The sequence below is a fragment of the Paraburkholderia sp. BCC1886 genome, from assembly GCF_900996245.1.
GTDB lineage: Bacteria > Pseudomonadota > Gammaproteobacteria > Burkholderiales > Burkholderiaceae > Paraburkholderia.
Genome location: NZ_CAAJGK010000052.1, coordinates 548,197 through 565,547, shown reverse-complemented (window position 1 = coordinate 565,547; position 17,351 = coordinate 548,197). Strand labels below are relative to the sequence as shown.

General features: G+C 63.9%; 19 protein-coding genes. 7 read left to right on the top strand and 12 right to left on the bottom strand.

Annotated elements, in window-relative coordinates:
* The first annotated feature begins 376 nt into the window (after positions 1-376).
* The 7 genes from fliL to fliR all read left to right on the top strand — a co-directional run bounded on the left by fliL (position 377) and on the right by fliR (position 4,918).
* Positions 377-877 carry a flagellar basal body-associated protein FliL gene (gene fliL, locus FQ746_RS20665; RefSeq protein WP_144111484.1) on the top strand — a complete coding sequence of 167 codons (501 nt, stop codon included), beginning with the start codon at positions 377-379 and terminating at the stop codon, positions 875-877.
* 62 nt (positions 878-939) lie between these two features.
* Positions 940-1,938 (top strand): flagellar motor switch protein FliM, encoded by a 999-nt coding sequence (gene fliM / locus FQ746_RS20660; RefSeq protein ID WP_144111483.1) that lies wholly within the window; start codon positions 940-942, stop codon positions 1,936-1,938.
* Entirely contained in the window at positions 1,931-2,389 is a 459-nt protein-coding gene (gene fliN, locus FQ746_RS20655; protein WP_144111482.1) for a flagellar motor switch protein FliN, read from the top strand. Before fliM ends, fliN begins: the two co-directional genes overlap by 8 nt.
* Positions 2,386-2,982 carry a flagellar biosynthetic protein FliO gene (gene fliO, locus FQ746_RS20650; RefSeq protein ID WP_144111481.1) on the top strand — a complete coding sequence of 199 codons (597 nt, stop codon included), beginning with the start codon at positions 2,386-2,388 and terminating at the stop codon, positions 2,980-2,982. The genes fliN and fliO overlap by 4 nt, the downstream gene beginning before the upstream one ends.
* A complete protein-coding gene (gene fliP, locus FQ746_RS20645; RefSeq protein ID WP_144111480.1) occupies positions 2,982-3,797 on the top strand; it encodes a flagellar type III secretion system pore protein FliP in 816 nt (271 codons plus the stop codon). Before fliO ends, fliP begins: the two co-directional genes overlap by 1 nt.
* Positions 3,798-3,825: 28 nt before the next feature.
* Positions 3,826-4,095 carry a flagellar biosynthesis protein FliQ gene (gene fliQ, locus FQ746_RS20640; protein WP_144111479.1) on the top strand — a complete coding sequence of 90 codons (270 nt, stop codon included), beginning with the start codon at positions 3,826-3,828 and terminating at the stop codon, positions 4,093-4,095.
* Positions 4,096-4,135: 40 nt separating this feature from the next.
* On the top strand, positions 4,136-4,918 hold the full coding sequence (gene fliR, locus FQ746_RS20635) for a flagellar biosynthetic protein FliR (protein ID WP_144111478.1): 783 nt from the start codon (positions 4,136-4,138) through the stop codon (positions 4,916-4,918).
* Between the two features lie 85 nt (positions 4,919-5,003).
* On the opposite strand, the gene flgL is transcribed toward fliR, so the two are convergent.
* The 12 genes from flgL to flgB all read right to left on the bottom strand — a co-directional run bounded on the left by flgL (position 5,004) and on the right by flgB (position 17,156).
* Positions 5,004-6,230: a flagellar hook-associated protein FlgL gene (gene flgL, locus FQ746_RS20630; RefSeq protein WP_144111477.1), complete on the bottom strand. Its 1,227-nt coding sequence runs from the start codon at positions 6,228-6,230 to the stop codon at positions 5,004-5,006.
* A 10-nt stretch (positions 6,231-6,240) separates the two neighbouring features.
* Positions 6,241-8,217 (bottom strand): flagellar hook-associated protein FlgK, encoded by a 1,977-nt coding sequence (gene flgK, locus FQ746_RS20625; RefSeq protein ID WP_144111476.1) that lies wholly within the window; start codon positions 8,215-8,217, stop codon positions 6,241-6,243.
* Between the two features lie 129 nt (positions 8,218-8,346).
* Complete coding sequence (locus FQ746_RS20620) at positions 8,347-9,120, bottom strand: flagellar brake protein (protein ID WP_144111475.1); 774 nt, start codon at positions 9,118-9,120, stop codon at positions 8,347-8,349.
* Positions 9,121-9,369: 249 nt separating this feature from the next.
* Positions 9,370-10,383 carry a flagellar assembly peptidoglycan hydrolase FlgJ gene (gene flgJ, locus FQ746_RS20615; protein WP_144111474.1) on the bottom strand — a complete coding sequence of 338 codons (1,014 nt, stop codon included), beginning with the start codon at positions 10,381-10,383 and terminating at the stop codon, positions 9,370-9,372.
* Positions 10,384-10,395: 12 nt separating this feature from the next.
* Positions 10,396-11,562, bottom strand: coding sequence for a flagellar basal body P-ring protein FlgI (locus tag FQ746_RS20610; protein ID WP_144111513.1), 1,167 nt, complete (start codon positions 11,560-11,562; stop codon positions 10,396-10,398).
* A complete protein-coding gene (flgH, locus tag FQ746_RS20605; protein ID WP_144111473.1) occupies positions 11,562-12,260 on the bottom strand; it encodes a flagellar basal body L-ring protein FlgH in 699 nt (232 codons plus the stop codon). The genes FQ746_RS20610 and flgH overlap by 1 nt, the downstream gene beginning before the upstream one ends.
* Positions 12,261-12,289: 29 nt before the next feature.
* A complete protein-coding gene (gene flgG / locus FQ746_RS20600; RefSeq protein WP_144111472.1) occupies positions 12,290-13,078 on the bottom strand; it encodes a flagellar basal-body rod protein FlgG in 789 nt (262 codons plus the stop codon).
* 11 nt (positions 13,079-13,089) lie between these two features.
* Positions 13,090-13,848 (bottom strand): flagellar basal-body rod protein FlgF, encoded by a 759-nt coding sequence (gene flgF / locus FQ746_RS20595; RefSeq protein WP_144111471.1) that lies wholly within the window; start codon positions 13,846-13,848, stop codon positions 13,090-13,092.
* Positions 13,849-13,867: 19 nt separating this feature from the next.
* A complete protein-coding gene (locus tag FQ746_RS20590; RefSeq protein ID WP_144111470.1) occupies positions 13,868-15,373 on the bottom strand; it encodes a flagellar hook protein FlgE in 1,506 nt (501 codons plus the stop codon).
* 43 nt (positions 15,374-15,416) lie between these two features.
* Complete coding sequence (locus FQ746_RS20585; RefSeq protein WP_144111469.1) at positions 15,417-16,148, bottom strand: flagellar hook assembly protein FlgD; 732 nt, start codon at positions 16,146-16,148, stop codon at positions 15,417-15,419.
* A gap of 10 nt (positions 16,149-16,158) precedes the next feature.
* Positions 16,159-16,584: a flagellar basal body rod protein FlgC gene (gene flgC, locus FQ746_RS20580; RefSeq protein WP_144111468.1), complete on the bottom strand. Its 426-nt coding sequence runs from the start codon at positions 16,582-16,584 to the stop codon at positions 16,159-16,161.
* Positions 16,585-16,661: 77 nt separating this feature from the next.
* Positions 16,662-17,156 (bottom strand): flagellar basal body rod protein FlgB, encoded by a 495-nt coding sequence (gene flgB, locus FQ746_RS20575; RefSeq protein WP_144111467.1) that lies wholly within the window; start codon positions 17,154-17,156, stop codon positions 16,662-16,664.
* Positions 17,157-17,351: the final 195 nt, after the last annotated feature.

Sequence of the window (17,351 nt, the reverse complement as noted above, 5' to 3'; positions counted from 1 at the left end):
TTGCATTTCCGGAGTGTTACCCATGTCCCGGTACACCTGTTACCCATGTCTCCAGTCCATACACGGCGGCAAAGAAAAGTAGGTGCCCCCCCGCACAGGGGGAACGCTAATAGACCACTAACAAAGCAAGGAAAGGCCAAAGAAGCCAACAACAGGCCGCCCAGGCCCCAAACCTCAAAGTCCAGAGATAACCCTCAATCCCCCTTCTTTTCGGCCCATCACGGCGAGGGCAAATGCCCAACAATCACTATCACCAGCACTGACGGCGCGGGACACGCGACCAGCAACACGCGACCAGCCACACGCACACAGCAGCCGCATAACCGCACCCGCCACCAGCAACCGCAAGAACACCGCAAAAACACACCAAACCCAAATGGCCACCACACCCGCCCCCCAACAAGCCGCGCCCGCCTCGCCGGGCCCCTTGAAGCGCATCATCCTGATCGCCGTCATCGCGATCGTCGCAGCCGGCGCTGCCGGCGCCGGCGTGTGGTTCTTCATGGCGAAACGCGCCCCGGCAAGCGCCTCCGCCGAAGCCGCCCCCGCGCCGGCGGCCGCCCCGACGTTCTTTCCGCTCGAATCGATGACGGTCAACCTGCAATCCGACGACGGCCAGCAACACTTCCTGCGCGTCGGCCTCACGCTCAAACTCGGCGACGCCAAAACCCAGCAGGAACTCACCGACCACATGCCGGAAATCCGCAGCCGTATCCTGCTCGCCCTGTCGAACAAACACCCCGACGACCTCGCGCCGCTCGAAGGCAAACGCGCACTCGCCACGGAACTGCAAACACTGATCGAACAGCCGACCGATAAAGGCGCCGCGCCGATCCACGTGCAGGAAGTCCTGTTCACCGAATTCGTCGTCCAGTGACGTCCGTGACGTCGTTTAACGCCGCCATCATCCACCGCCACGGGACGCACGAGGAATAAGCAATGGGCCACGAAGAGTTCATGTCCCAGGAGGAGGTCGATGCCCTCCTCAAGGGCGTCACCGGCGAGTCCGACGCGGAAGCGGAACAGACCGACCAGTCCGGCGTCCGCCCGTACAACATCGCGACGCAGGAACGCATCGTCCGCGGCCGCATGCCGGGCCTCGAAATCATCAACGACCGTTTCGCGCGGCTATTGCGCGTCGGTATCTTCAACTTCATGCGGCGCTCGGCGGAAATCTCCGTCGGCCCCGTGAAGGTGCTGAAGTACAGCGAATTCACCCGCAACCTGCCGATCCCGACCAACCTGAATCTGGTCCACGTCAAGCCGTTGCGCGGCACCTCGCTGTTCGTGTTCGATCCGAACCTGGTGTTCTTCGTGGTCGACAACCTGTTCGGCGGCGACGGGCGTTTCCATACCCGCGTCGAAGGCCGCGATTTCACCGCGACCGAACAGCGCATCATCATGAAGCTGCTCAACCTCGTGTTCGAACACTACACGGCGTCGTGGAAAAGCGTGCGCCCGCTGCAGTTCGAATACATGCGCTCGGAAATGCATACGCAGTTCGCCAACGTGGCGACGCCCAACGAAATCGTCATCGTCACGCAGTTCTCGATCGAGTTCGGCACGACCGGGGGCACGCTGCACATCTGCATGCCGTATTCGATGATCGAACCGATCCGCGACATCCTGTCGTCGCCGATCCAGGGCGAAGCGCTCGAAGTGGACCGCCGCTGGGTACGCGTGCTCTCGCAGCAGGTGCAGGCCGCGGAAGTGGAACTGACCGCCGACCTCGCGCAGGTGCCGGTCACGTTCGAACAGATCCTGAACATGCGCAAAGGCGATGTTCTGCCGATCAACATCCCCGAACACATCACGGCGAAAGTCGACGGCGTGCCGGTGATGGAGTGCGGCTACGGAATTTTTAATGGTCAGTACGCGTTGCGGGTCCAGAAGATGATCAGCGCAAGCGACACGATGAAGGAAGGTGGATATGAGTGACCTGAACGCCAAGACCGAAGCCGGCAAGCTCGAGTCGCAAGTGGCGGCCGACGCAACCAGCGCCGAAGACGACGCGGCCATGGCCGACTGGGCCAGCGCGCTCGCCGAGCAAAACGACAACACGGAAGTGAACGCCACGACGGCCGGTGTGTTCCAGCCGCTGTCGAAGGTCGCGCCGACCTCGACGCGCAACGACATCGACATGATTCTCGACATCCCCGTCCAGATGACCGTCGAACTCGGCCGCACCAAGATCGCCATCCGCAACCTGCTGCAACTCGCGCAGGGTTCGGTCGTGGAACTCGACGGCATGGCCGGCGAACCGATGGACGTGCTGGTCAACGGCTGTCTGATCGCGCAGGGCGAAGTCGTGGTGGTGAACGACAAGTTCGGTATCCGTCTGACGGACATCATCACGCCGTCCGAACGCATCCGGAAGCTGAATCGATGAAACGCATGACCCGCCGCGCAACGTTCGTCGCCCGCATCCGACCGACGGCGAGCGCAGGCTTCCTGTCGCTGCTGCTGCTCGCGCCGTTCGCGCCATTCACTGCTCACGCGGCGGACATGAACGCGGTCAACAACGCCGCGAAGATCGGCTCCGGCGTCGGCGCAGGCACAGCCGTTCCGGCGCTCGGCGTCGGCGCGGTTTTGCAGACCATCGTCGGCCTGCTGGTGGTGATCGGTCTGGTGTTCGGTTGTGCATGGCTCGCGCGCCGCTTCGGCCTGCAACCGGCGAACCGCGGCGGTCTGGTGAAGACCATCGGCGGCGCTTCGCTCGGCGGCAAGGAGCGCGTCGCGGTGGTGGAAATCGGCGATACGTGGCTCGTGCTCGGCACGGCGCCCGGCAACGTGCGTTTGCTGCATACGATGCCGGCAGGTTCGGCCGGCATGGAGTCGACGGTCGGCACGGTACCCGGCGCATCGGCCGCGGCTACGGCACCCGGCACGGCGTTGCCCGGCAGCTTCGGTCAGCGCTTTCGCGACGCCTTGAAAGGCGAAGTAGGCAAACGTTTCAACGGGCAAGGCGGCGGAGTTCGGTAATGCAGTTCAGTCTTTCTTCTGCGCGCGCAGCGCATCCCTCGCGCCGGTCCCGCGCCGTCACCAACCTGCTCACTGTCGTGCGGAACCTCGCACTGCCGGCACTCCTGCTGACGCTGCCCGCGCTATCGTTTGCGCAGACCGCCGGCTTGCCGGCCTTCAACACGAGCCCGGGCCCGAACGGCGGCACGACCTACTCGCTGAGCGTGCAGACGATGCTGCTGCTCACGATGCTGTCGTTCCTGCCCGCGATGGTCCTGATGATGACGAGCTTCACGCGCATCATCATCGTGCTGTCGTTGCTTCGTCAGGCGCTCGGCACGACCACCACGCCGCCCAATCAGGTGCTGGTGGGTCTGGCCCTGTTCCTCACGCTATTCGTGATGTCGCCGGTGCTCGACAAGGCTTACACCGACGGCTACAAGCCCTTCTCCGACGGCGCGATTCCGATGGAAACCGCCGTGAATCGCGGGCTCGCGCCGTTCAAGACCTTCATGCTGAAGCAGACCCGCGAAACCGATCTCGCCCTGTTCGCACGCATCTCGCACGCGGCACCCATGCAAGGTCCGGAAGACGTGCCGCTGTCCTTGCTGGTGCCGTCGTTCGTCACGAGCGAACTCAAAACCGGCTTCCAGATCGGCTTTACGATCTTCATTCCATTCCTGATCATCGACATGGTGGTAGCGAGCGTGCTGATGTCGATGGGCATGATGATGGTATCGCCCGCGACCATCTCGCTGCCGTTCAAGCTGATGCTGTTCGTGCTGGTGGACGGCTGGCAACTGCTGCTCGGCTCGCTCGCGCAGAGCTTCGTCTAGACGCAACCTCCTCTTTCCGGTCGACGCCATGAATCAAGAATCCGTCATGACCATCGCGCATCAGGCGATGTACGTGAGCCTGCTGCTCGCCGCGCCGCTGCTGCTGGTGGCGCTGGTGGTCGGTCTGATCGTGAGCCTGTTCCAGGCGGCCACGCAGATCAACGAAACCACACTGTCGTTCATTCCGAAACTGCTCGCCATTGCCGTGACGATGGTCGTCGCCGGTCCGTGGATGCTGACGACCATGCTCGACTATCTGCGCCAGACGCTGACCAGCATCCCGACGCTCGTCAACTGAGCGGCGCGCTCCTCGCCGCTTCACGCCCCTCCCCGCCGCCATGTTCTCCGTCACCTACGCGCAACTGAACGGCTGGCTCACCGCGTTCCTGTGGCCGTTCGTGCGAGTCCTCGCGCTGTTCGCCACCGCGCCGGTCCTCGGCAACCGTTCGCTGCCGATGCGCGTGAAGATCGCGCTGGCCGCGTTCATCACCATCATCGTGGCACCGACGCTCGGCGCGCTGCCGCAGGTCACGGTGTTCTCCGCGGAAGGCGTGTGGATCATCGTGAACCAGTTCCTGATCGGCATTGCGCTCGGCGTGACCATGCAGGTCGTATTCCAGGCGGTCAGCGCGACGGGCGACTTCGTGGGTCTCGGCATGGGGCTCGGCTTCGCGACGTTCTTCGACGCTCAGGCGAGCAGTTCGAGCCAGGTGCTGTCGAGCTACATGAACACGCTGGCCATGCTGGTGTTCCTCGTGATCGACGGCCATCTGCAAATGATCAGCGCGCTGCTCGCCACGTTCCAGACGCTGCCGGTCGGCTCCAACATTCTTGGCGCGGCCGGCTGGCGCACGCTCGCGAACTTCGGCAGCACGATATTTTCGGCGGGTCTGCTGCTGTCGCTGCCGGTGGTCGCGGCGCTGCTCATCACCAACCTCGCGCTCGGCATTCTGAACCGCGCCGCACCGCAAATCGGCGTATTCCAGATCGGCTTCCCGTTGACGATGCTGATCGGCATGCTGCTCCTGCAGTTGATGATCCCGAACATGATCCCGTTTTTCACGCGGCTGTTCGAAGTCGGCATCGATGAGATGGGACGCGTCGCGGCCGGGTTGAGATAGCGGTTTTCACCGTGGCGATGAAGAGATAAAAAAAGGGCGTCCCGCGCTTTCGCATGGGACGCCCTTCTACGTTCAGCGTGCCGCTTTAGTTATTGATGTACTGGAACAACGACATGTTCTGGATCTGCACGAACGCCTGTTGCGCCGCTTGCAGCGAAGCCTGGGTCGTCGTGTACTGACTGATTGTCTTGACGAGGTCGGTCTGCGTGAGATCGGCCAGGTTGTTCGCCGTCTGCAACGAGTTGGTCTGCGTGACCGTCTGCAACGCCTGCACTTCCTGCTCGCGTCCGCCCACCGATGCCTGCGCCGTCGTCACGTTGTTCATCGTGTTCTCGAGCTGCGTCATGCTGGTGGCGAGCGAGCTCTGGAAGCTGGCCAATGCGGCGTCGCCCGCCACCGGCTGCTGCAACGTCGTGATCAACTGGTTCAGATTTGCAAACACGTCCGTGCTGCCTTGTGTGGCCGGCGTCACCGAAAAACTGTCGCCTGCGTTCGGTGCGCCCGTGATGGTCACGGACTGACCGCCGAGCGTGATCGCCGAACCCGACGTGAAGGCCTGCGGCTGGCTGGTCGTGACGTTGCCGGTCGCCGGATCGGTCGAGCTCACCGTGTAGGTGGTCGCCGACGAGAAGTTGATCTGATAAGTATCCGCGTTGGCCGGGTCGGTCGGATTGTTCAGGCTCACGCTGCCGATCGAGCCGCTGCCGGTATTGCCGCTCGCGCCCGCCGGAACCGAACTCGTGCCGATCGGCGCCACGCTGCCGAAAATCGCTACGCCGTTGTCGCCGGTCTGCACGACGTTCGAGCCGCTGACCTGCACGGCGGGCGAACCGGTGTCGCCCGAATACGTGACCGCGCCGGCCGAGTCGATGCTGTAAGGCTGCGCGCCGCTCTGATAGCCGGAGAACAGATAGTTGCCTTGCGTGTCCGTCGAATTGGCGAGCGTCATCAACTGGCTGCGCAAGCCCTGCAATTGCGTGGCGAGCGCGCTGCGGTCGCTGTCGTTCAGCGAGCCGTCGCCGGCGCGCAAGGTCAGCGTGTGAATATTCTGCAGCACGGAGTTGACGCTGCCGAGCGTGGTGTCTTCCTGCTGCAACGAAGAGATCGCGGTGTTCTGATTGGTCGTGTACTGCGACAGCGTCGTGCCGGTCGCGCTCAACTGCACGGCCTGCGCCGCGCCAAGCGGATTGTCGGCCGGCGTGGAGAGGCTCACGCCGCTCGAAATCTCCGCGTACAACTGCGACAGCTGGGCTTGCTGATCGCTCATCGTCGCGACGTTCTGGGAGTAGTACTGCGTCGTGGAAATGCGCATGGTCAACGCCTCACTGGAAGATGCCGAGTATCGTCTGGAACAGTGTCTGCGCGGTCTGGATGACCTTGCTGTTCGCCTGATACAACTGCTGGTACTGAAGCAGATTGGCTGCTTCTTCGTTGATGTTCACGCCCGACACCGATTGCTGCGCGGCGGTGATCTGCGTCACGAGCGAAGCCTGCGCGGTCGCCGACGTCTGCACCTGATTGGTCTGGTTGCCGACCTGGTTGACGTAGTTCGCGTAGGCGCCCGTCAACGTCACGGTGCCGCCTGCCAGCGACTTCGCCGTCGACAGATTCGACAGCGCCAGCGCATTGCGGCCGTCGCTCGTCGCGCCGGTGTTCGGGCCGATGGTGAAGGTGTCGCCGGTCGCAGGCGAGCCGCTGATCGTCACCGACACGCCGTTCATCTGACCGGCAGTGCTGTTGTTGATCGTGAGCGACGCACCCGTGTTCGCCGAATACGGCACCACGGTCGTCGCATCCGTAATCGGATAGCTGGTCGGCGGCGTACCCGCCACCGTCACCGTCGAACCCGCCGGGAAACCGGACAAGCCGGTGCCGTCGTATTTGAGCGTGGTGGTCGAACTCGGCATGGTGTAGCCGGCCGTGACCGAGCCCGACGAAATCGTGCCGGTGCCGGTGTTGGTCGAGGTCGCCGCACCGAGCACGGGACCCGCGGCGGCGATGGCCGAAGCAGCCGTGGTCGCCGTGGCGAAACTGTTCAGCGCGCCGCGCGTCGGCTCGACCGTGAACGAATCGCCGGCGTTCATCGTGCCGGTGGTCGAAAACTGCAGACCGTCGATCGGTTTGGAGAGATCGGTGGCGGAACCCACCACGCTCCCGGTCGAATTGTCGGTGAGCGTGTAGGTGGTGCCGTTGAAAGCCAGCGTGTAATCGCCGGTAGTCGGCTGGGTCGAATCGGCGAACGAGACGTTCAGCTCGGCGCTGCCGGTATTTTTGGTGTTCGCATAGACGGTCGGCGTGCCGACGGTGAAGAGCGCGCCACCCTTGCTGCCGTTCAGCGTGATGCCCAGTGAATTCTGCGCGTTCACCTGCGAGGCGAAGCTCACGGCGATCGCGCCGAGTTGCGCTTCGGCCGGATCGAGCGTCTGGCTGCGGAACGAAACCAGACCGCCGAGCGTGCCGCCGGAAATATTGCTGTCGGGCAGATCTTGCGGCGTCTGCGCCGGATTCGCGCCGGCCTGGCCGAGGTATTGCACGGTGAGTTCGCTGCTGTCGCCCGACGACGTCGCGGTGCCGAGGTTGTAGCTGTTGTTCGACGAGACGAGCGGCTGGCCGTTGCTCATGAACACGCTATAGCTACCGTTGCTGTCGACCACCTGCACGCCGACCAGTTGCGACAGGTTCGCCACGGCCTGATCGCGCTGATCGAGCAACTGGTTCGGCGGCTGACCTTGCGTGCTGGCCGCGCCGATCTGGCCGTTCAACTGGGCGATCTGCTGGGTGTAGGTGTTGATCTGCGAAACGGTGTTGGTGAGCTGCGTGTTCACGCTCTGACGCAACGCGTCGTATTGCTGACCGGCGGCGTTGATCTGGTCCGCCAGCGTCTGCGCGCCGCTCACCGCGGTCTGACGCGTGGCCAGATCGGACGGACTGTTCGCGACGTTCTGCAAACCGGTGAAGTAGCTGGTGATCGCGCTCGAAATCCCCGCGGTCGGGCTGCCGACCAGGTTGTTCAGTTGCGTGATCATCGTGTTGTACGTCGACAGCGAACTGCTCGACGACGTCGCGTTGTTCAGCTCGGTGGTCAGGTACTGGCTGTACTGGCGCTGCACGGTGACGGTCGAGACGCCCGAGGGCAGATAGCCGGAGCCGGTGTACTGGCCGCCGGATTCCGCATACACCGGCGTTTCGATCGTGTAACCCGGCGTGGAAGCATTGCTGATGTTCTGACCGGTCGTGGTGAGACCCCACTGCGCCGCGTTCAGTCCACTAAGGCCGAGATTGATGAGAGAGCTGGACATGCGTCATCCTGAAGGGCGACACATGACACATGCCGCCGCGTTACTTGAACAGTCTGTTTAACGGCCCCGGACAGCAAAAATTGAGGCCATCGCGATACGTGTTCCGCACGGCTGCGGCGTTTTGACTTCTCACCGGACCAGCGAGCGGCGTTTCATTTCGAGCTGCGTAATCAGCCTTTGCAACGTGTTCTCCGCGTTGCCCGGCAACGTCAGAAAACGGAAACCCAGTTGATACCGCTGCGTGCCGTTCGGCAACGCAATCGACCGGTGCGACACCAGTTGCAGATCGAGCGCGAGGCGACCCAGCGCGCCGAGCGCAAGCTCGCAATCCATCAGACGCGTGCCCATCGGCAATTCGGCGACCCGCTCGCTCGCGGTCCGCATGCCGACACCACCCAGCGACAGGTCGTGCACTTCGAAACGGAACGTGTCGCCTTCCGGGAACCGGCCCGTGCAGATGTACGGATCGAGAATCGGCGCGTTCACGCGGAAGTACTCGCGCCGTTGCACGTAAAACAGCACCTCGGGGAAATCCGCCTCGAAAGCCGGCAGTCCCTCGAAGCGGGTTTCGCGCGGCGCGCCGGTCGCGAACTCCACGCGCACACCCTCGGGCGCGGCGTGAAACTGGCAACGCGGCGCGTCGAGCAAACCTTTGTTCTGCTCGGACAGCGCACCCCAGTCGAACGTGAAGGTCCGGCCGCGCACGTCCACGTCGAGCAGGCGGGTGACCAGCTGCCCGCCCGCGTACTGGGCGGTGAGGAAATCTCCCCGGTTCACGAGGTTGCGCAACTGCACGCCGATTTCGAGCGGGTTGCGGCGACCGAAATCGTGCGCCTCTTCGTTGTTCTGTGCCTGCGGCTGGCCGGGCGCTGCGGTCTGGCCGATCGACTGGTTCATATCCATTGAGCTTGCCGGTATGCGTGTGCTTGCGGGCGCGTGCCAGGGCTCCTGCCGGGGCTTTCGCGCGGTCTTCATCGAAGCCGCAGCACGCGCAATCAACCGGACAGTACAACGCTTTCCGGCATGGGGTCTAACTGTGATTAGCGGCAAGACCCGGCCAAAGTTTAGGGGCGCGCGTGAAATATTTCCCTTAAACGTTTAAAACCGCACACGAATTCTCCTGCGTCAGGCGGCTCGACCGGCCGCCAACCCTCAGCCCATCTTCTGCATGATCGACATCAGCTTCTTTGCGTAGTGCGGGTCGGTCGCGTAACCGGCGCGCTGCATGCCGTTGGCGAAACCGTTCACGTCGTGCGCCGAATTGATCACCTGGGCGTAACGCGGGTTGCCCTTGAGCAGACTCGCGTAGTCGGTCATCGCGTCTTCGTACGAGTCGTAGGCGCGGAATTTTTCGACGACCCGCTGTGGCTTGCCGTGCACGTATTCGGTCGTGACGGTCGACACGGTCTTGCCGGTCCAGTCGCTGCTCGCCTTGATGCCGAACACGTTGTGACTGGTCGACCCGTCGGCCTTCTTGATCTCGCTCTTGCCCCAGCCCGATTCGAGCGCCGCCTGGCCGATGATGAAGCGCGCCGGAATGCCCGTCGCGGAACTCGCGGCCTGTGCGGGCGCGGCGAGCTTGTCGACGAACGCATCGACTTTCGGCGAGCTGCCGTCGCCTTTGAGCGGCGGCGTCAACGCGCTGTTGGCCGAGTAGCCGTGACCCATCGCCAACTGGCCGTTCGCCTGCTTGTTGCCGTAGGCCTTGGCCAGCGCGTTGAGCGCCGCGGTCTGACCTTCGTCGCCGCCGCTGCCGCTGCCGCCGCCGAGCGCGTTCGCCATGCCGACGAGGCCGCCGGAGGCACCCGCGCCACCCGACGCGCCGCCGACCTGCAGGCCCTGATTGCGCATCATCTGCTTGAGCATCGCGTCGGCGACGCCGATGCCCTTCTGCGACATCTGCTGCGACAGTTGCTGGTCCATCATCGACGTGAAGGTGGCGCTGTCGTGCGAATCGAACGGACCGTCCTGCGGGGTCGCGTCGCGCATGCTCTTCAGCATCATTTGCGTGAACACCGCGTCGAACTGCTGCGCGGCCATCTTCATACCGGCTTGCGGCGAGGCCTTGGCCTGCGCGCTGAGCTTGCCGAAACCCTGCACGTCGAGCGCAAAGCGCTGGGTGAGGTCGTTCGCCGAAGCGGTGGAGTTGGTCGTGTCCGAATTCATCCCGTGTCTTCCTTAGATGATTTCCAGGTCGGCGCGCAACGCGCCCGCCGCCTTCATGGCCTGCAGGATCGACATCAGATCCGCGGGCGTCGCACCGAGTGCATTGAGCGCCTTCACCACTTCGGCGAGATTCGCGCCGGCAGTGACGAGTTTGAGCGCGCCGTTGTCCTGCTTCATCTGAATCTGCGACTGGCGGGCCGCGACGGTCTGGCCGTTCGAGAACGCACCCGGCTGGCTCACCACCGGCTGCGTGTTGATCACGACCGACAGGTTGCCGTGCGCCACCGCGCAGCTTTGCAACGTCACCATCTGGTTCATCACGATCGAACCGGTGCGGGCGTTCAGGATGACCTTGGCCGCCGCCTGCGCCGGATGCACGTCGAGGTTCTGCAGTTGCGCCATGAACGCGACCTGCTGTTCGGAATCGGCCGGCGCGCGCAACTGGATCGTGCGGCCGTCGAGCGCGGTCGCCGTGCCGCTGCCGAACGCGTTGTTGACCGCCGCCACCACGCGCTGCGTCGTGTCGTAGTCCATCTCGTTCAGCTCGAGCTGCATCGTGCCGCCTTGCGACACCGAGGTCGGCACGCTGCGCTCGACGATCGCGCCGCCGGTAATCCGGCCGGCCGCCAGCGAGTTGACCTGCACCTTGCTGCCGTTCGCGCTCGCGCCGGCGCCGCCGACCGCGAGACTGCCCTGGCCGAGCGCATACACCTGACCGTCGGCGCCCTTGAGCGGCGTGAGCAGCAGCGTGCCGCCGCGCAGGCTCTTGGCGTTACCGAGCGACGACACGGTCACGTCGAGCTGTTCGCCGGGACGCGCGAACGGCGGCAACACCGCCGTCACCATCACCGCGGCGACGTTCTTCAACTGGATGTTCGACAGCGACGACGACGAGCTGCTGGAGCCGGCCGCCTGGTTGTTGATCGAGATCCCGAGGTTCGCCAGCATGTTGGCGAGCGTCTGCGTGGTGAACGGCGTTTGCGTGGTCTGGTCGCCGGTGCCGTCGAGGCCGACCACGAGGCCGTAGCCGATCAGCGGGTTGTCGCGCACGCCCTGAATCTGCACGAGGTCTTTCAGGCGTTCGGCGTGAGCCGGCGTGGCTGCGGGCAAGGCGGCGCCGACCAGCGCAACGAATGCCAGAACGCGACCGATAGAGGAGATGACGTTACGCATGATCATCACCACGGCGACACGTTGAGGAAGAAGCGTTGCAGCCAGCCCATGTTCTCGGCTTCGTCGAGATAGCCCTTCGCGGAGTATTCGATCTTGGCGTCGGCCACCTGCGTGGAGTACACCGCATTCAGGCTCGAAATCGTGTTCGGATTGACGACCCCGGAAAAGCGCACGAACTCGTTGCCCTGGTTGATCAGCATCTGCTTCTCGCCGCTCACCATCAGGTTGCCGTTCGGCAGCACGCCGGTCACGGTGACGGTAATCGTGCCGTTAAAGGTATTCGACGCATTCGCGCCGCCGGTACCGCTGAATACATTGGCGCCGGTCGCGTTCAGATTCGTCTTGCCGAACAGACCGCCGAGAAAACCGGCGGTCGGCACGTTGAAACTGGTACTGCCCGAACGGTTCGCATTGGCGCCCGAGGACTTCGTCGCGTTGACGTTTTCCTGAATCACGATGGTCAGGATGTCGCCGACGTTGCGCGGCCGTTGATCTTCGAACAACGGCCGGCCCGCGTAACCCGGGTTGTAGATCGAGCCCGCCGATTGCGCTTGCGGCGGCATCGGCGGCACGGCCGTCATCGGCTGCTGCGTGATCGGCTGTTTGGGCACCAGACCGCAGCCGCCCAGCGCCGCGAGCAACGTGAGTTGCACGAGCGCCTGTGCGGTGCGCGAATGAACCGGGTGACGTGAAGAGTGCGACATCTTGATGACCGCCTGTTATTCCAGTTCCCTCAAACCTGCATCTGGCTGAGGGTTTGCAGCATCTGGTCGGAAGTCGTCACGGCCTTGCTGTTGATTTCATAAGCGCGCTGCGTCTGGATCATGTTGACCAGTTCCTGCACCACATTCACGTTCGAAGCTTCGACGTAGCCCTGGTTCAGCGTGCCGGCGCCGTTCAGGCCGGGTTGGGCGACGTTGGGCGCACCCGACGAAGCGGTTTCGGCGAACAGGTTTTCGCCCTTCGCATCGAGACCGGCCGGGTTGATGAAGGTCGCGACCTGCATCGTGCCGAGTTGCTGCGTGTTCGACGAACCGGCCACGGTGATCGACACCGAACCGTCGCTGCCGATGGTGAGCGAGGTCGCGTTGTTCGGGATGGTGATGGCCGGCACGATCTGATAACCGCTCGACGTCACGAGTTGCCCCTGCGCGTTGGTCTGGAACGAACCGTCGCGCGTGTAGGCCGTGGTGCCGTCGGGCATCTGCACCTGGAAAAAGCCCTGCCCGTTGATCGCGACGTCTTTCGAATTGCCGGTCTGCTGCAGATTGCCCTGGGTGTACAGACGCTCGGTGGCGACCTGTTGCACGCCGGTGCCGAGCTGGATGCCAGACGGCAATTCCGTGCTCTGCGTCGAGTTCGCGCCCGGCTGACGCACGGTCTGATACAGCAGGTCCTCGAACACCGCGCGCGAGCCCTTGAAGCCGTTGGTGCTGACGTTCGCGAGGTTGTTCGAGATCACGTCCATTTGCGCCTGTTGCGCATTCATGCCGGTGGCGGCGATGTAGAGTGAGCGGTTCATATTCTTTTCCTTTAGCTAAAGCTGAGCAGCTGGTTGGCCGACTGGTCGTTCTTGTCGGCGTTTTCCAGCAGCTTGGTCTGCATCTGGAACTGCCGCGCATTGGTGATCATCGCGACCATCGCGCTGACCGGATTCACGTTGCTGCCTTCGAGCGACGCGGGCGCCACCGTGACGGTCGGATCGGCGTCGACGGGGTTGCCGTCGCCGGCGCGAAACAGGCCGTCGTCGCCGCGCGTCATGCTTTGCGGGTCCGGATTGACCAGCTTCAACTGGTCCACCATCACCACCGCGGTCGGCGGATCGCCCGGCGTGAGCGCGCTCACCGTGCCGTCCTTGCCGATCGTGATCTCCGCGCCCGGGGGCACCGAAATCGGACCGCCGTTGCCGAGCACCACCTGGTTGGTGCCGTTCACGAGTTGCCCGTTTTCGTCCACGTGCAGGTTGCCCGCGCGCGTGTACGCCTCGTTGCCGTCGGCGGTTTGCACCGACAGCCAGCCCGGTCCCTGAATCGCCACGTCGAGCGGATTGCCGGTCTGCTGGATCGGCCCCGGCGTGTAGTCGGCGCCCGGCGTCGACGACAGCACGAAGGTGCGCGTGGTGTCGTCGTTCACCGTGCTGCCGTCGCCGAACGACATCGGCACGGCACGAAACGTCGCCAGTTGCGCGCGGAACCCGGTGGTCGATGCGTTGGCCAGGTTGTTCGCGACGATGGCCTGCTGTTCGAGCGCTTGCGTGCTGCCCGACATTGCGGTGTAGATGAGCCGATCCATGATGGGAAGTCCCGCTCGCTTACAGGTTGATCAGGGTCTGGTCGACGGTCTGCTGGGTCTTGATCGTCTGCGCGTTCGCCTGATAGTTGCGCTGCGCGGTAATCAGGTTCACCAGTTCGCTCGTCAGGTCGACGTTCGAGTTTTCCACCGCACCGCCTTGCAGCGTGCCGTGGTTGGTCGCGCCCGGCACCGAAATCTGCGCGACGCCCGATGCCTGGGTTTGCTGGAATTCGTTGTTGCCGAGATTCACGAGACCGTTCTGGTTCGCGAAGTTCGCGAGCGCGATCTGGCCGAGCGACGCCGTTTGCTGATTCGAATAGTTGCCGGTCAGCGTGCCGTCGGTGCCGATGGTGAAGCTCGTCAGCGTGCCGGCGGCATAGCCGTCGGGTTGCAGCGAGTTCACGCCGTCCTTGCCGCCGTATTGCGTGGTGCCCGCGATGTTCAGCGTCAGCGGTTGCGGCGTCGACGAGCCGTCGGTGTTCGGAATCGTGAAGTTGAACGCGTACGGCGTCGAGGTAGCCGAGCCGTCCGCGTTGGTCGTGCCGGTCAGCGTGCCCGACGTGTTGAACGTCGCCGTGCCGACCAGTTGCGCGGTGCTGCTCGAGGTGCCCGCGTACACGTCCCACGTTCCCGCCGAGGTCTTGGCGAAATACATGTTGACCGCTTGCGAGCCGCCCAGCGAGTCGTACACCGTCGTGCTGGTCGAGTAGTTGTAGGTGGTCGAGCTGTTCTGGTTGAACGCGATCGGCGCGGGCGCGACGGCGTAGCTGTCGCCGTCCGCGGGTGTGCCCGAGAACGAGATGGTCTGGCCGTTGCCGAGCGAAATCGCGGTGCCGGCCGAATACGTGCCCGACGTCGAGGTGCCGAGCGTGTTGTCGGTGACGGTGTAGTTGCCGCCCGTGAAGCTGACCGTGTAGTCGTCGGTGTTGGTGCCCGACGCCGTGTTGGTGATGGTCGCGCCGGTGGTCGTCAGCGAACCGGTGTTGGTCTTGCCGGCGGTCACCGTCGGCGTGCCGAGCATCAGGCCGTCCTGCGCATTCAGGTTCAGCGTCGCGGCGATCTTGGTCGTCGGTTGCGGTGCGATGTTGGTGGTCGGCACCTGCAGCGGCACGGTTTGCGCGGTGTTCACCACGCCCGACGAGGTCGCGCCGTAGCCCATCAGTTGCAGGCCCTGCGCGTTGGTGATGTAGCCGTTCTTGTCGAGCTGGAACACGCCGTTGCGCGAGTACACCAGCGAACCGTTATCCGACATCTGGAAGAAACCGTTGCCGTTGATCGCGACGTCGAGCGCCTGATTCGTGCTGGTAATCGTGCCCTGCGAAAACTGCTGCTGCACCTCGGAGAGCTGCGTGCCGATGCCGACCTGGTTGTTCACCGCGGTCGCCACCGAATTCGCGTACATGTCGGCGAACTGCGCGGCGCCGCTCTTGAAGCCCACGGTGTTCGCGTTGGCGATGTTGTTGCCGATCACATCGAGGTCGCTCGACGCTGCCGACAGACCACTCAAACCTGTTTGGTAACCCATGACGGTCTCCGTATCTGGAAAGTCTTGACTGACTGAATCTGAATCAGAGGATGGCGGCGACGCTGGTCAGCCCGACCGTCGTGCCGTTGGACAGCACGAGGCCCGGCGTGCCGCTCGACTGCATGACGACGCTTTGCACCGTCGCGCCCGCGAGCGTGGTTGCCGTGGCCTGCTGACCGTTGATCGTGCCGACCGCGCTGATCGTGTAGGTGCCGTCGGGCAGCGTGTTGCCGGCCGAATCGGTCGGCGTCCAGCCCACCGGCACCGTGCCGGCCGACTGCGCGCCGAGATCGAGCGTGTTGACGATCGAGCCCGCCGAGTTCTTCACCACCACCTGCAGATCGCTCACCGAGTTCGCGAGCTGCACGCCGAACGAGCTGGCCTTGCCGCTTGCGACCGAAATCGAGCTGCCCGGCGCGAGCACGGTCGAGCCGATCAGCAGCGCGGCTTGCGACTGCTGGCCCGACGACAGTTGCGTCGCGAGCGAGCTCAACGTGGTGTTCAACTGGCTGATACCCGACACCGTGTTGATCTCGGCCAGCTGCGAAGTCATCTGCGAGCTGTCCATCGGGTTGGTCGGGTCCTGGTTCTTCATCTGCGCGACCAGCAGGGCGAGGAACGTACTCTGCAGATCGGACGCCGAGGTTCCCGAGGTGCTGCTCGTCGAACTCGTCGCGCTGCTCGAGCCCGATGCACTGGCGGTGCCGTTCATGGTATCGAGCAGCGTTTGCGACACGCCTGTGCCGCTGCTGCCGATGGTGGTGTTGGTGGTCAAGGAGCTCTCCTCAGGTTCCGATCGTGAGCGTTTTCAGCATCAGTGTTTTGGCGGTGTTCAGGGTCTCGACGTTGGCCTGGTACGAGCGCGAGGCCGAAATCATGTTGACCATTTCCTGCACCGGGTCGACGTTGGGCAGCGTGACGTAGCCGTCCGGATTGGCTGCCGGATTGCCGGGGTCGTAGGCGGTCTTCATCGGCGTCGGGTCGTCGACCACGCCGGTGACCTGCACGCCGCCGACCTGCTGGCCCGAGCCCGAACGCGCGCCGCCGAGCGGACTCACCGCGAACACGACCTGCTTGGCCTTGTACGGCTGACCGTCCGGCCCGGTGGTGCTGTCCGCGTTGGCGAGATTGGACGCCGTCACGTTCAGCCGCTGCGATTGCGCGGACATCGCGGAGCCCGCGACACCGAAAATATTCATCAGGGATGGCATGTTTCCTGACCTCTCCTGCCGGTTCGAGCCGGCCTCACGTTAAATCCCGTAGCGATTTTGTCTTGCTGCCGTTCGGCTTATGAACCCGACTGGATTGCGGCCAGCATGGTCTTGATCTGGTTCGACAACACCGTCATGCCCGACTCGAAATGCAGCGTGTTGTCGGCGAACTGCACCCGTTCCGTGTCGATGTCGACCGTGTTGCCGTCGAGCGCGGGCTGGGTCGGATTGCGGTATTGCAGATTGCCGTAGTCGTCGGTGGTGCCGCCGGTCGGAATCAGCGTCGCCTTGCCGGCCATGTGGCCCGGCTCGGTCGACACCATCGACATGCCGCTGGTCACGCCGGCCGGCTGGGCCATCGCGAGCGTCGACGTGTTGGACGCGCCGCTCGCCGTGCCGCTTCCGGTTTTCTTCAACGCGCCGGCGAGCGACGAAGCGAAGTCGACGTCGCGCGCCTTGTACCCGGGGGTATCGGCGTTGGCGATATTCGAAGACAGCAGTTCCTGGCGATAAGCGCGCACATCGAGCGCTTGCCGACCAAAGGCGAATTCGGCATCGAGTTTGTCCAGCATGAGCCTCTCCGGAGAACGTTCCGAGGCTTTCCGCGGCGCGCCTCGTGTGAGAACTGCGCCTGGCAGGAAAGCCTTTTTTCCATGAGGTGCATCTTATGGGCCGAACGCAAGCGGCAATCGGACGAATAACCGGGAAAGGGGGCTTCTATTCGACGTTTGCGCAAAGGAGCCGCTCACTAGAATGCAAAGCGTACC